Raw genomic sequence first — 14,234 nt, 5'->3', positions numbered from 1 at the left:
AGCACCTCTTCGGCTCCGCTCGACTTGCATGTATTAGGCACGCCGCCAGCGTTCGTCCTGAGCCAGGATCAAACTCTCCATGAAAGGAGCTTTCGCGTCAGGCCTTCCGAATGGAAGTCCCGAGCGCTATGTCTCCCGGTATCACAGAGCCATTTGAGGCTCATTTCTTGCTGGTTACCGTCTTTCGACGATGTTTTGTTTCCGACAACTGTGCGCGACGATCGTCGCTGGCCATCAGTTGCGTTTCTTACGCTCAATGTTCAGTTTTCAAAGAACAATCGGTGTTGCTTTGGCGTCTACCGCGCTAACGGCGACTTTTATAATATATCACAGCGCCCAACCGATTTGCAACAAGTAATTCATTCCAAATCTCAATAACTCTGGCCGGCTCCGTCATCGCCCAAGAGGCGCGAGTTATAATTTAACATACCTGATCATTGGCGTCAACCGCCTATAAGACATTTTTCGCGAAAACCTTCATGTTGATGACTGCCATCCTTTTCCCCCTTCTCGAATCAGGACAGAATCGCCCATTGCAAGCCCAGCACGAGGCCGATGCCGGGTACGCCGAGAAGCGCCACCGTTCCGATCGTGAACGGGTTTAACGGAACGTACCATCCGGTCGCCCACCCCGAGAAGTTCAAGACGTACAGCGCCAGCGCGGCCAGAACCAGATGGATGCCGAATCTAGTCAGCCAGCCTCTGGGGACATTGCGCCGCAGAAGAACGAGGATCAGCGATAATCCGGACACGACAAGCAGAACGAGCCAGAACGTTTTCATCGGGCCTCCTCGGCCTCCTTGGGCAGAGCAGCTTCGCTCCACTTCTCCTTCGCCTGCTTAAGCAGCATCCCCAGCTTTTTCTCCGCCGCCTCCAGACAATAGATCGCATAATCGACATGATCGGCCCCGAGCGCATGCTGGAATCTCCATTGGGCGTGCTTCCACTCCTGCTCTGCCTTGCGAATATCCGCGATCAGGGCGTCCTTCTCGATCGATCGGACTGCGTTATGCGAGCCGTTTCTTACAAACAGGTTCATTCTCGGCATCCTCCCCCGCTTTATTGAATCCCCGTATTCGGGGACAACTACCTTATTTCTATGAAAAGACCGAAGTCCCTTAGAACTCGTCCGGGGACAAAGCAGGGTTAGATCGGCGCTCCATCGAATAAGCATGTGGGATGACCTGAACGTTCCGCAGATGATTAAAGCCATCAAACAAAAACACCTTCGGCGTCCTCTAGACGCAGAATCGCGTTTTTGTCTAAGAAAATAAGGCAGGTGCAGCGAAATGAAATTTAACGAGTACCTTTACGTAAGACCGGACGTGAAGGCGTTCAGGCGCGACTTTAAAAGTCTGCTCTCTGCGTTCGCGGTCGCCGACAGCTACGAGAAGCAGCATTCGGCGATGACCGAGATCAACCGCCTCCGGAACGGATTCGACTCGATGAGGGAGATCGCGGGCATTCGGCATTCGGTCGATACGGAGGACGAGTTTTACAAGGCGGAGCAGGACTTCTTCGACGAAAGCGGCCCCGTGATCCAGGAGTACGTAAACGACTATTACCGGGAGCTGGTGAACTCCCGGTTCCGTCCCGAGCTGGAGAAGAAGTGGGGAGCTCAGCTATTCCGGCTGGCGGAGCTGTCGCTCAAGACGTTCAGTCCGGAAGTCATCGAAGATCTTCAGCAGGAGAACAAGCTGACGACGAAGTATGCGAAGCTGATCGCTTCCGCCAAAATTCCGTTCCAGGGAGAAGAGCGGACGCTGGCCCAACTGGCTCCGTTTCAGCAATCGATCGACCGCGACGTTCGCAGGCGCGCTTCGGAAGCGGCCTCCGGGTTCATGGCAAGCCACGAGGAGGAGCTGGACGGCTTGTACGACGAGCTGGTGAAAATCAGAACCCGAATCGCCGGCAAGCTCGGCTTCCGGAATTTCGTCGAGCTCGGCTACGCGAGGATGAGCCGCACCGATTACGACGCGGGCATGGTCGCCAACTTCCGCAGCCAGGTGCTCGCCCACATCGTGCCCATCGCCTCCAGGCTGAAGGAACGGCAGAGGCGCCGCATCGGGGTCGATCGCCTGCTGTACTACGACGAGAATTTAACGTTTCTGTCGGGCAACGCCAAGCCGAAGGGCGACGCCGATTGGATCGTGAACAATGGAGCGAAGATGTACGCGGAGCTGTCTCCCGAGACGGACGCCTTCTTCCGCTTTATGCAGGATAACGGATTGATGGACCTGGTCAGCAAAAAGGGGAAGCAGAGCGGAGGATACTGCACCTATATCAGCCAATACGAAGCGCCGTTTATTTTCTCCAACTTCAACGGGACGGCCGGCGATATCGACGTGCTGACGCACGAAGCCGGACACGCCTTCCAGGTACATGAGAGCAGAACATTCAAGGTGCCGGAATACAGCTTTCCGACCTACGAGGCGTGCGAGATCCATTCGATGAGCATGGAGTTTTTCACTTGGCCGTGGATGAACCTCTTCTTCCAGGAGGAGACCGACAAGTACCGCTTCCAGCACCTGGCGGGAGCGCTGCTCTTCCTTCCCTACGGCGTCTCCGTAGACGAATTCCAGCACTTCGTGTACGAGAATCCGGAGGCCACCCCGGCGGAGCGAAAGCGAGCTTGGCGGGAGATCGAGAAGAAATACGCGCCCCATCGCGATTACGCAGACAACGCGTATTACGAGCGGGGCGGATACTGGCATAGACAGGGCCACATTTTCAGCACGCCGTTCTACTACATCGATTACACGCTGGCGCAGATCTGCGCGTTTCAGTTCTGGAAGAAGATGCACGAGGACCGCAGCGCCGCGTGGGCGGATTACCTGCATCTATGCCGCTTGGGCGGAAGCCTGTCCTTCACCGAACTGGTAAAGGAGGCCGGCCTGATCTCCCCGTTCGAGGACGGCTGCGTAACCTCCGTCATCGGAAGCATCGAGAACTGGTTGGACGGCATTGAGGATCAATCGCTGTAGCTGTAAATAAGGAAACCCCGGGCTCGCCTTGGCCGGCGGTCTCGGGGTTAATTTTCTCGGTGGCGCGTCAATGCAGCTCTCTGCGACCTTCCAGCGCCTTGGAGATCGTCACTTCGTCCGCATATTCCAGGTCCCCTCCGACCGGCAGTCCGTGCGCGATTCGGGTAACCTTAATGCCGAACGGCTTAACCAGACGGGACAGATACATCGCCGTCGCCTCGCCCTCGATGTTCGGGTTCGTGGCCAGAATCAGCTCCTGCACCCTCTCGTCGCCGAGCCTGCGGACCAGTTCCGCGATGCGAATATCGTCCGGTCCCAGTCCGTCCATCGGAGAGATGGCGCCGTTCAGCACATGATAGTGACCGTTATATTCGCGAGTTCTCTCCATCGCCACCAGGTCCTTCGGCTCCTGCACGACGCAGATGACGGAGGCGTCCCGCGCTTTGTCCGAGCAAATACGACACGGATCCGTGTCGGTAATATTGCAGCAGACGGAACAGTAAGTGAGATTGCGTTTGACGTTCACTAACGCCTTGGCGAAATCGATCACGTCTTCTTCTTTCATCCGCAGGACGTGGAACGCCAGCCTTGCGGCTGTCTTCGGCCCGATGCCCGGAAGGCGGGAGAAGGAGTCGATCAGCTTGGCAATCGGTTCCGGATAGAACAAGGGCTCCAGTCTCCTCTTATCAAATCGTATGTCGGCAATGCCGCCCGCAGGCAGCCGAAACCGGTCTAGAACAAGCCCGGAATTTTCATGCCTCCGGTGTACTTGCTCATGTCTTGGTTGGCCAGCTCGTCGGCTTTCGTAAGCGCATCGTTAACGGCGGCCAGGACGAGATCCTGCAGCATCTCGACATCCTCCGGATCGACCGCCTCCGGCTTGATCTTGATGTCGAGCAGCTTCTTGTGCCCGTTGACGACAGCGGTGACGACGCCTCCGCCGGCCGATCCTTCGATCGTTTTGTTGCCCAATTCCTCCTGGGCTTTCATCATTTGCTCCTGCATTTTCTTGACTTGCTTCATCATTTGGTTCATGTTGTTCATTTCGTTATACCTCCCGTATGCTGGTTAATCGTCTTTAATCGTAACCAAATCTTCGCCGAACAGCTTCACAGCCTCGTCTACCCAGGGCTCGCCGCCCCCCTCCTCTTCCCCTTCGGGGACGAGCTGCAGCTCTTCGGCCTGAGAAGCGTCCTTGGCCTTGCCCTCGGCGCCGAGTATCACTTCCTGCCATTCTCGTTGGAGGGTGGTGACGAGCTGCGTCGGACTTCCGAAAACGGAGCTCAGAACGCCTTCGATCACGCTCCTGTTGGCCGGCTTCTCGGTCGTCTCCCGGTGGATCGTGTTTTTGAAGGCGACCAATATCGAATCCTCGGCGAAGGAAACCGGCTCCCCGTCCACCAGCCAGGCATGCACGGTGACCCGCTCCTCCTTGACCCTCTGCATGACCTGCGGCCACTTGGCCAGATGAGCCGAAGACGATGCGCGGGCCTCCGCGAAGACGGCCAGTCTCTGCCGGGATACGGTTGAGACGCGCGAAGCCGCGGGAGCGCTCGCCCCCGCCCCCCCGCGAGAGTTCCCCGGCCCCGCCGAAGCCGCCCTGCCTCCCTGAGCTGCGAGAGATGCGCCGCCGCCGCTCATCAGCGCCCCGAGCCTGCTCTCCAGCGCCGCAATCTGCTGCTTCAGCTGTCCGAGCTCTCCCCGGCCGATTCCTGTCTCGGTCGAGCTGGCCGCCGCCTTCTCGGACGGTTCGGCATTCGCGTCGCCGGAGCACAGCTTCAGCAGCGCGATCTCGAACATCGTCTGGGGATGCGCCGCATATTTCATCTCGCCCTGGTAACGATTCAACAGATCAATGATAGCAAATAACCGCTCGCGAGAAAATCCGGCGGCCATCTCTTTCAGCTCGGCCGGATTTGCCACTCTTCCCGCGGAATCGCCGGCTTCCGGGGCGAGCTGTGCCAGCAGCAAGTCCCGGAAATAATGCATGAGCTGCTCCAGGCACTTATCCGCGCTCTTCCCCGCCTTCATCATCTCGTCGATCTCGAGCAGAACTTTAGAGGCGTCGTTCTCCCGAATCGCCGCCGCCAGTCTGGAGAACTGCTCGGAAGGCAGTCCGCCCGTCGCTTCCACGGCTTGCTCCAAGCCGACCCGCCCGCCCGTGAACGAGGAGATTTGGTCCAGCAGACTGAGGGCGTCGCGCATGCCTCCGTCAGACAGACGAGCTATGTAGCGCAGCGCCTCGTCCTCTGCGGAGATGCCCTCCTGCTTGCAGATTTCCTGCAGCCGGCCCGTCTGCTCTTCCAGCGAAACCCGGCGAAAATCGAACCTCTGGCAGCGCGAAATAATCGTAGGCGGCAGCTTGTGAGGCTCCGTCGTGGCCAGAATGAACATGACGTGACCTGGCGGCTCCTCCAACGTCTTCAACAGCGCGTTGAACGCCTCCGTCGTTAACATATGGACTTCGTCGATGATATACACCTTGCGCCGAACTTCCGTCGGCGAATACTTGACTTTATCCCGGATATCGCGGATTTCCTCCACGCCGCGGTTCGAAGCCGCATCGATCTCCACGACGTCCATGACGGAGCCGCCGGTGATCCGTTCGCATTGCGAGCACGCGTTGCACGGCTCGGGCGCGGGACCGTGCTCGCAATTGACCGCTTTCGCCAAAATCTTGGCCGCGCTGGTCTTGCCGGTCCCTCTCGGACCGCTGAATAAATAAGCGTGAGAGAGTCGCCCCTCACGAATCGCGTTCTGCAAAGTCTGTACGATATGCTGCTGCCCGACCATGTCCTTGAACGTCTGGGGACGCCAGGCCCGGTACAAAGCTAAATGCGCCATTGCTTGTCGCTCCCGTCGGCTTTCCGTTTCACCCATTATACATCATCGAATGGATGCGCTCCACCTTGGATCATGAACCGGGAAGTCCGACGACGAACAGCGTCCCCTCTCCGCCGGACGTCACCTCAATGCTCCCTCCCAGATCGTCCACGATTCGCTGACAGACGGACAGCCCCAGCCCCGTGCCTTGCGGCTTGGTCGTGAAGAACGGATCGAACACCTTCTCCAGCACGTCCGCCGGAATGCCCGGCCCGGTGTCCTGGAACTCCACCGTTATTCGGCTCGAATCCTCGGCGCTGCGGCGTTCGCGAATGATTAAAGTTCCTCCTCCGTCCATCGCTTCGATCGCATTTTTCCCCAGATTCAGAAACACCTGCTTCAGAAGCTCCTTATCCGCCGAGATGGGAGGCAGTTCCGGCATCGGGTCGTAAATCACCGTAACGTTGTACAATAACGCCTCGTTGCGTATCATCGGCAAAATTTCCTGAATGACCCCCCCGATCTTCAGCCAGGTCTGTTTTAATTCCTTCGGTTTGCTGAGAAGCAAAAATTCGCTGACCAGATCGTTCACCCTGTCCAGCTCGGACAAGACGATGCCGACAAACTCCTGCTCCTTCTCCATATTGCGATCCGCAAGGGACTTGTTCAGCAGCTGCATGAATCCTTTGATAGCCGTCAGCGGATTGCGAATCTCGTGAGCAGTGCCCGCCGCGATCTGACCGATCGTCTTCAGCCTGTCCGAACGTCGGACCTGCTCCTCCAATGCCATGAGGTGAGAAACGTCGCGGAACAGCACGAAGGCGCCCGTCCGTTCCACTCCTTCCACCAGGTTCTCGCCGTCGATCATAAGCCGGTGCACCTGCTTGTCCCGCTTCCAGATCAAAACCCGATTGCGAAAGGTCTGTCCTTCAAGCAAGCTGCGATCGAACGGCCCGGGCTCCAGCCCGACCTCCTCGAACCATCGTTCGGCAGGCTTATTGACGATATTCGCGCGGGGGAAGCCGCTCAGCGAGACGATCATATCGCTGACCTCCGCAATGCGAAAGTCTGAGTCCAACAGCAGCACCCCGATCTCTTCCATCGACAGAAGCCGGTTGACGAACTGCCGGAGGTAACGCTCCCTCTCGACCTTCCCGGCGACTGAGCCGCTCCCCGCGAGATCAGCCGGTTCGTCCATCATTGCACTCACCTCCGGATCAACGAGCCCGCATCTGTAAAATATTCGGTATATTGCGTGTTTTTTCCTCCTTGCGACCTATGCCCGGGGAAGTATTTTCTTCGGCCGATCCGCGCTGCCCCCCGGAATAGAAAAAAAGCACCATGACAGAATCGTCATGATGCTTGGCTCGTATTCGTACAGACCCTACCGAATCAGAACCGTGCACCTGATCTCGATAATTGTGAACCAGCCGAATAGAAGCGTGACGCTCAAGCCGAGCGACCCTCCAGCACAAGAACTAAACCACTTACGGCTGCTTCCTTCCGGACCTGACCGGGTTCATGGCCGTCCCTCGCGGAGGACTCTGCCGTCAACGCGGCAACACCCCTACCGGAACCTGCATCACAAAACCTCAAACAGGAATTCAACCTCGCTGGAGCGGATTGCGAGTTACAGGGCACCGCTACCTCCCCGTCTAGCACGGCAAAACTAAGTATAGCGAGTTGCGAGAGGAAATGCAACCGAAGGAAACGGTTCCCAGCAAAATCCCGGACCCATCGGTCGAAAACGCGCCTTTAACGGCCTGCGGAATCCGCGGACTCGCCCTCCGCCGCCGCACCGCCCGCCGGGCCCAGCGATTGAACATGGATCGTGTACCTCGGGTAATTAAACCGAAGCACGGTCGCGGCCTGCTGCTCGACCGTCGGAATTTCTCTCGGGGCAAGTCCCGGCTCGAGCTTAAGGGTCACATAGGCGTCCGCGCCGTTGAAGGTAACTGTGGAATCGGCCACTCCCGGCACGTTTTTGATCGCCTCCCGCATCGTCATGTTATCGTTCCTGTAGTCCGTGATCATGTGATGGCCCGGAAGACCGGGACGCGCGTTCGTCTGGCCGAGGTAGCCGTCCTGCTTGTAGCTTTGCGTTCCGACGCCCGAACGGGCGCCGTTGTCCGCGCACCCGGCGAGCGCAAGCGCAAGACCAAGACCGATCAGTACCGATTGCCGCTTCCTGCTCATGAAAAAAACCTCCCTTTTATCCCGTAGGATTTCAAAGGAGGCTTATCTCTATACGGCATTTTTGCGTTTTATGACAACCGAGCGCGTCTAACGACGCTGGCTAGCGGTTGCATGGTTAAATACCGTATTTCTTCTTGAACTTGTCAACACGACCGCCCGCATCGATAAACTTCTGTTTACCCGTGTAGAACGGATGGCAAGCCGAGCAGACTTCGACTTTCAGATTCGATTTGATCGAACCTGTTTCGAAAGTGTTGCCGCATGCGCAAGTCGCCGTTACTACGTTATATTGCGGATGAATGGATGGTTTCACAGGTTTCACCTCTTTCCGCCCTGGATCAACAGTCGGATCCAGAGTATTAGACACATGAAATGAGTATACCACGCCTTATTGCGAAAGCACAACCGTGCATTTCACAACAATTCCCGGCAAATTCAATCGTCGGCGCGGGGAGAGAGCCAGGCGGCTGCAGGCGAGCTACCGCGTCGACTCCGCCTCGGATGGGGCAGGCGGCACGTGCGTGTACGAGCCGATCGCCACGTCGGGAAGCTCCTGCCTGTAGATGTCGAGCAGCGCCTTCATCCCGTAAATCTCGCCTTGAGCGGGAGGAATAAGCGCGAGATAAGCGTCCGGATCGATGTTCAGATTGCGCATCTGGATCAGCTTAAGCCCCGTTCTGCGCACGAAGCCGATCATCGCCTCGATCTCCTCCTCGCGATCCGTAACGCCCGGGAAGATCAAGTAGTTGATCGACGTGTACACGCCCTTGTCAGCGGCGTACCGCAGCGACTTCTCCACGTTCTTGAGCGTATAGCCTCTTGGCTTGTAGTATGCGTTGTAGTGGTCGTCAAGCGCGCTGATCGTGCTGACCCTCATCAGGTCGAGCCCCGCGTCGGTAATCGCGCGCAGATGGTCGGACAGCCCGGCATTCGTGTTGATGTTGATGTATCCGAGCGTAGTCCGTTCGCGAACGCGCTTGATCGCCTCGACGATCGTCTTGGCCTGGGTCGAGGGCTCGCCCTCGCAGCCTTGGCCAAAGCTGATGATCGACTGCGGAGTCTTCAAGTGCTCCAGCATGATCTCGACGACCTCGTCCACTTCGGGACGAAACTTCAGCCGGGTTTGAGGAGCCACGAATCCGCTGTCGTCCGGTTGCTCGGAGATGCAGCCGTAGCAGCCGGCGTTGCAGGAGAACGACACGGGAACCGCCCCCTCCAGCCGTTGGAGAAACGTGTTGGACGCCGTCAGGCACTCGTACTCCAGCGCGCAATGGGACAGGTGGGCGTACAGCCGGTTATCGGGGTAGGTCCGGAGCAGTCGGTCGACCTCGAGCTTCAGCTCGTTGCGGTCGCAGTTCTCCGGATTCCACGGTTCCGGATCGTCGCTCTGTCCGGCCGCCACATAGAAGCCGCCGTCCTTCCAGACGACTGCGGTATAGCCGAACAGAGGGAATTTCTGCGACTTGTCCGTCTTCGAATAGCCGGGAACGTAGAAGCGAGTGAAGCCTTGCGGCAGCAGCGCTCCGACGGCCTGATAGGCGCCGGGAAGAAGCTGCATTTTTCCGCTGTCCGGGTCCATCCCGATCGGCCGCGTATGGGGGAGACCCACGAGCGTAGCGCCTGCGGGCAGCGGGATCAGCTCGTCTTCGAGAAGCTCGACGAGATCGTTGCCGCTGCGGGCCACTCCGAACAGCTCGGGATGGTCGAATACGTTGCCTTGTTCGTCTGCGTATACCAGATGCATCGCTTACCCTCTCCTTCGAGACTTAAGAGCCGCTTCGAGGAGGCCGGCGTCCGCCGCCGGAGCCGGAAGAGTGGCTCGAAGAGCTTGGAGAGCTCGGAGCCGCGCTGACGTCCAGCATATCGAGGAACTCCTGGTTCGTCTTCGTGTTGGCCAGCTTCTTCAGGAAGCCCTCGACGTACTCCATGGAATCGTTCATGCTCTTGCGGATCGCCCACAGCTTGTCGAGCGCCTCCTTGTCGAGCAGCATTTCCTCCCGTCTCGTGCCCGAACGCCGAATGTCGAGAGCGGGGAAAATGCGGCGCTCGGACAGCTTGCGGTCCAGGTGCAGCTCCATATTGCCCGTTCCTTTAAATTCCTCATAGATGATGTCGTCCATTCTCGAGCCGGTCTCTACGAGCGCGGTAGCCAGAATCGTCAGGCTGCCTCCCTCCTCGATATTGCGGGCCGAGCCGAAGAAACGTTTCGGTCTATGGAACGAAGCCGGATCGATCCCTCCAGACAACGTGCGTCCCGACGGAGGAACGACCAGGTTGTAGGCTCTCGCCAGACGCGTGATGCTGTCCAGCAGAATGACGACGTCCCGCTTATGCTCTACCAGCCGAAGCGCGCGCTCCAGCACCAATTCCGCAACCTTGATATGGTTCTCCGGAACCTCGTCGAACGTGGAAGCGATCACCTCGCCCTTCACCGAACGCTGCATATCCGTCACTTCTTCCGGACGCTCGTCGATCAACAGAACGAACAGGTCGATGTCGGGATGATTCGTGGCGATGCTGTTGGCGATTTCCTTCAGCAGCAAAGTCTTCCCGGCTTTCGGCTGCGCTACGATCAAGCCGCGCTGGCCCAATCCGACAGGTGCGATGAGATCCATAATTCGAGTAGACAGGTGAGTGGGTAACGTTTCGAGCTTGATTTTCTTCTGCGGATACAGCGGAGTGAGAGCGGGAAAATGCAGGCGTTCCGCGGCGGCTTCGGGAGTTACGCCGTTGACGGCGTTCACTTGCAGAAGACCGAAATAACGTTCGCTTTCCTTCGGAGCCCGGCACTTTCCGGACACCAGATCTCCTGTTCGCAGATCGAACTTGCGAATCTGCGAGGCCGAGATGTAAATATCCTCGGGACTCGGCAAGTAGTTGATCGGCCTCAAAAATCCGAAGCCCTCGGGCAGAACCTCGAGCACCCCCTCCATGTACATGAGGCCGCTTCTTTCCGCTTGGGCGCGCAGGATCGCGATAATTAATTCTCTTTTTTTCATCTGGGCGTAATTATTGATCTGGTGCTGCTTCGCAAGCTTGTACAGCTCGGTCAGCTTCAGCCCTTCCAGATCACCCATCATCAGATCGGTCAATGGTATCCCTACTTTTTTCAATTAAGTTGATAAATCGGACATTCCCAGCTAAGATTAGCCGTCTCTCCATACTTCCGCGCCGAGATTGCTGAGCTGAGAGACGAGCCGCTCGTAACCTCTGTCGATATACTCGACCCCGCTAATCTCCGTCGTCCCCTCTTCGACCGTCAGCGCAGCGACGACCAGCGCGGCGCCTGCGCGAAGGTCCGCGGCTTTGACTTTAGCGGCGTTCAACAGGCCTCCCTCGATGATGGCGGAACGGCCCTCGACCCGAATTTGCGCGCCCATGCGCACCAGCTCGGGCACATGCTTGAAGCGGTTGTTGTAGACGTAATCGGACAACACGCTGACTCCCCGGGCTTGCGCGAGCAGGCTCGTCATCGGCGACTGCAGATCGGTAGCGAAGCCGGGGTAGACGAGAGCTTTAACGTCCACGGCCTCGTAGAGGGACTGGCCGACGACGCGAATCGCTTCGTCCATCTCGTACACGTGAACGCCCATTTCCTGCAGCTTGGCGGTCATCGCTTCCAGATGCTTCGGAATGATATTATCGATAAGAACGTCGCCCCGGGTAGCCGCGGCGGCAATCATGTATGTTCCTGCTTGGATTCGGTCGGGAATAATCGAATGGCGGCAGCCGTGCATTTCCCGCACGCCTTCGATACGAATCGTCTCGGTTCCCGCTCCTTTGATTTTTGCGCCCATGGCGTTAAGCAGCGTCGCTACATCGATGATCTCCGGCTCCTTGGCCGCGTTCTCGATCAAGGTCAGCCCCTTGGCTCGCGACGCCGCCAGCATAATGTTGATCGTCGCCCCGACGCTGACTACGTCGAGATAGATTTTGGCCCCTCTCAGTTCCTTGGCCCGGATCCGAATCGATCCGTGATCGTTCGTGACTTCTGCGCCAAGCGCCTCAAATCCTTTAATGTGCTGATCGATCGGGCGAGGCTCGAAATTGCAGCCCCCCGGGAGGCCGATCGTCGCCTCTCCGAATCTCCCTAACAATGCCCCCATTAAATAATAAGATGCTCTCAACAATTTGACCCGTCCGTTGGGCATAGGAACCGATTTCATGCCGGACGGATCGATCGTCATCGTGTCCTCTTGCCAGGACACCTTGCCGCCCAGCTGTTCGAGCAGCTCGGCGTAAACCGCGACGTCGCTTAGCTGGGGAAGGTTGTCCAGCCTCACTTCCGACTCCGCCAATATCGCAGCGGGAATAAGGGCGACGGCGCTGTTCTTCGCGCCGCTGATGCCGACCGTCCCTCTGAGCGGCCGGCCTCCGCGGACCATCAATTTATCCATGAATGCCGTCTTCCTCCTCGTGGTGTTGCCGATGGGAATCACCGGCACATGAAGGAACGGGAAAACGCCTTATGACGTTTTCCCGCGTTAAGAAACGATAATTAGAGGCTATAATCGATTAAGCTTTGTTGCTGCTTCCGAACAGGCGGATCTTCTCCTGTACGACAGCTTTCATCGCATCGCGGGCAGGAGTCAAATATTTGCGGGGATCGTACACTTTGGCGTCCTTGGCCAGAACGGCGCGAATCGCTTCCGTGCAAGCGACCTGGTTCTCCGTGTTGACGTTGATCTTGCCGACGCCGGATTGGATCGCTTCGCGAATCATGTCGTCCGGCACGCCGGAGCCGCCATGAAGCACGACCGGAACCGGAATGTTAGCCACGACTTCCTTAATGATATCGAAGTGAATTTTCACTTCGCCCTTGTACATGCCGTGAGCGGTACCGACAGCGATCGCCAGGCAATCTACGCCCGTCTCCTCGTAGAAGCGGATCGCCTCCTCCGGCTTGGCCAGCGCGGCATGCGCCTCGTCTACGCTGATGTCGTCCTCGACTCCGCCGATCGTTCCCAGCTCGCCTTCGACGGATACGCCCATCGCGTGAGCGGCTTTCACGACTTCTTTGGTCAGGCGGATGTTATCTTCGAAGGAGTGGTGCGACCCGTCGAACATAACGGAGGAGAAGCCTGCGCGGATACACTTCATGGCAATGTCGAAATTGCTTCCGTGATCAAGATGCAGCGCGATAGGCAGTCCGGACTTGTCGGCGGCCGCCTTGGCGATCGCAACCGTATATTCGATCCCCATATACTTCAAGGCGCCTTCGCTGACGCCGAAAATAAACGGGGATTTCTCCGCGATCGCAGCATCCGTAATCGCTTGGGCAAACTCCAGGTTATTCATGTTGAATTGGCCGATGGCATATTTCCCAGCTTTGGCTTGAGGCAGAAACTCGGACATCGATACTAATGGCATAGTGTACAATTCCTCCTGCGGTTTCATTCGATTTCTCACGCATCGTACATACGCGTTATTATAACACAAAATAACTTTGCGAAGTAAACCGAACTCATGTTTCCAAGCCCTCCCGCCCGCTCCCAAGCCTCTCTCGCCGTTTACGAGCCTGTCGCGAACTGCGAGGAAGATCCCTGCCCGAGCTGCATATTGACGACCAGCCTCATCTCGTCGATGTCGAACGGCTTAGTAAAATGCATCAGCGCTCCAAGATCGGTGGCTTCCTTAATCATATCCAGCTCTCCGTAAGCGGTCATCATGATCACTTTGATGTCTCTGTCGTACTCCTTGATCTGCTTGAGGATCTCAAGCCCGTCCATGCCGGGTATCTTCATGTCCAGGAGAACAAGATCGGGACGGTTCGTGCGCACGATGTCCAGAGCCGTTCTGCCATTCGCCGCCTGAAAGGTGTCGTAGCCTTCGGTAGCGAAAACCTCCAACAACAAAATCCGGATTCCGACTTGGTCGTCCACGATCAACAATCTTTTCTTGTCCAAGAGCTCATCCCTCCGAATCACTGTTGTAGCCTTATTCGTGACCAGAAGTGCGAATTCCTCCTATTTCCATGTAAAAAAATGTAGCACGCTATTTCTCAAGCATAAACGGCTTACGCCGTCCTTAGGATCGGCGGGATAACGTTTATGTCGGAGGTGCTTCAGATAAGGATAGCGAATTTAATCCTTTCTGCATCACGGATAGTCATAACCACCGGCTTAGCCGGTGGCTTCCATCAGCCCTATAAGGGCATGGTACTAGCAAGCGCCTAAGAAGGCGCCCTGAAAGTCTGCCAACCGCGAGCGGTCTCGGGCTTGCCCCTTAAAG

At 57.3% G+C, this 14,234-nt stretch carries 14 protein-coding genes, 1 rRNA gene and 1 other RNA gene; 1 reads left to right on the top strand and 15 read right to left on the bottom strand.

Annotated elements, in window-relative coordinates:
* The 3 genes from ACFO3S_RS27630 to ACFO3S_RS27620 form a co-directional block, all read right to left on the bottom strand.
* Positions 1 to 84 (bottom strand): 16S ribosomal RNA (locus ACFO3S_RS27630); the annotation flags it as partial.
* A gap of 431 nt (positions 85 to 515) precedes the next feature.
* A complete protein-coding gene (locus tag ACFO3S_RS27625; protein ID WP_378102922.1) occupies positions 516 to 782 on the bottom strand; it encodes a pro-sigmaK processing inhibitor BofA family protein in 267 nt (88 codons plus the stop codon).
* Positions 779 to 1,039 carry a DUF2508 family protein gene (locus tag ACFO3S_RS27620; protein ID WP_378102919.1) on the bottom strand — a complete coding sequence of 87 codons (261 nt, stop codon included), beginning with the start codon at positions 1,037 to 1,039 and terminating at the stop codon, positions 779 to 781. Before ACFO3S_RS27620 ends, ACFO3S_RS27625 begins: the two co-directional genes overlap by 4 nt.
* 250 nt (positions 1,040 to 1,289) lie before the next feature.
* Here ACFO3S_RS27620 and ACFO3S_RS27615 point away from each other — a divergent pair, with 250 nt between their 5' ends.
* Complete coding sequence (locus ACFO3S_RS27615) at positions 1,290 to 2,984, top strand: M3 family oligoendopeptidase (protein ID WP_378102916.1); 1,695 nt, start codon at positions 1,290 to 1,292, stop codon at positions 2,982 to 2,984.
* Positions 2,985 to 3,051: 67 nt separating this feature from the next.
* Here the strand turns inward: ACFO3S_RS27615 and recR are convergent, their stop codons facing one another.
* From recR to ACFO3S_RS27555, 12 genes are all read right to left on the bottom strand, one after another.
* Positions 3,052 to 3,651, bottom strand: a complete 600-nt coding sequence (gene recR, locus ACFO3S_RS27610) for a recombination mediator RecR (protein ID WP_378102913.1) — start codon at positions 3,649 to 3,651, stop codon at positions 3,052 to 3,054.
* Positions 3,652 to 3,716: 65 nt separating this feature from the next.
* Positions 3,717 to 4,028 carry a YbaB/EbfC family nucleoid-associated protein gene (locus tag ACFO3S_RS27605; RefSeq protein ID WP_378102910.1) on the bottom strand — a complete coding sequence of 104 codons (312 nt, stop codon included), beginning with the start codon at positions 4,026 to 4,028 and terminating at the stop codon, positions 3,717 to 3,719.
* A 24-nt stretch (positions 4,029 to 4,052) separates the two neighbouring features.
* Positions 4,053 to 5,828, bottom strand: a complete 1,776-nt coding sequence (gene dnaX, locus ACFO3S_RS27600; RefSeq protein WP_378102907.1) for a DNA polymerase III subunit gamma/tau — start codon at positions 5,826 to 5,828, stop codon at positions 4,053 to 4,055.
* Between the two features lie 70 nt (positions 5,829 to 5,898).
* A complete protein-coding gene (locus tag ACFO3S_RS27595) occupies positions 5,899 to 7,008 on the bottom strand; it encodes a two-component system sensor histidine kinase NtrB (protein WP_378102904.1) in 1,110 nt (369 codons plus the stop codon).
* A 197-nt stretch (positions 7,009 to 7,205) separates the two neighbouring features.
* Positions 7,206 to 7,471, bottom strand: an RNA gene (ffs, locus tag ACFO3S_RS27590) — signal recognition particle sRNA large type.
* 91 nt (positions 7,472 to 7,562) lie between these two features.
* On the bottom strand, positions 7,563 to 8,003 hold the full coding sequence (locus ACFO3S_RS27585; RefSeq protein WP_378102902.1) for a hypothetical protein: 441 nt from the start codon (positions 8,001 to 8,003) through the stop codon (positions 7,563 to 7,565).
* A 115-nt stretch (positions 8,004 to 8,118) separates the two neighbouring features.
* Positions 8,119 to 8,316: a 50S ribosomal protein L31 gene (gene rpmE, locus ACFO3S_RS27580; protein WP_378102900.1), complete on the bottom strand. Its 198-nt coding sequence runs from the start codon at positions 8,314 to 8,316 to the stop codon at positions 8,119 to 8,121.
* Positions 8,317 to 8,481: 165 nt separating this feature from the next.
* The gene (locus ACFO3S_RS27575; RefSeq protein WP_378102897.1) at positions 8,482 to 9,747 is read right to left on the bottom strand and encodes a radical SAM family protein; all 1,266 of its coding nucleotides are present in this window, start codon (positions 9,745 to 9,747) and stop codon (positions 8,482 to 8,484) included.
* A 22-nt stretch (positions 9,748 to 9,769) separates the two neighbouring features.
* Positions 9,770 to 11,083 (bottom strand): transcription termination factor Rho, encoded by a 1,314-nt coding sequence (gene rho / locus ACFO3S_RS27570; protein ID WP_378102925.1) that lies wholly within the window; start codon positions 11,081 to 11,083, stop codon positions 9,770 to 9,772.
* 66 nt (positions 11,084 to 11,149) lie between these two features.
* Positions 11,150 to 12,400, bottom strand: a complete 1,251-nt coding sequence (locus tag ACFO3S_RS27565) for a UDP-N-acetylglucosamine 1-carboxyvinyltransferase (RefSeq protein ID WP_378102894.1) — start codon at positions 12,398 to 12,400, stop codon at positions 11,150 to 11,152.
* 118 nt (positions 12,401 to 12,518) lie between these two features.
* A complete protein-coding gene (fba, locus tag ACFO3S_RS27560) occupies positions 12,519 to 13,373 on the bottom strand; it encodes a class II fructose-1,6-bisphosphate aldolase (protein WP_378102891.1) in 855 nt (284 codons plus the stop codon).
* A 140-nt stretch (positions 13,374 to 13,513) separates the two neighbouring features.
* Complete coding sequence (locus ACFO3S_RS27555) at positions 13,514 to 13,909, bottom strand: response regulator (RefSeq protein ID WP_378102888.1); 396 nt, start codon at positions 13,907 to 13,909, stop codon at positions 13,514 to 13,516.
* Positions 13,910 to 14,234: the final 325 nt, after the last annotated feature.

The organism is Cohnella hongkongensis, from assembly GCF_042654645.1.
GTDB classification, from domain to species: domain Bacteria; phylum Bacillota; class Bacilli; order Paenibacillales; family Paenibacillaceae; genus Cohnella; species Cohnella hongkongensis.
Note: the sequence above shows the minus strand (reverse complement) of the source record. Positions and strands in the feature narration are given on the sequence as shown.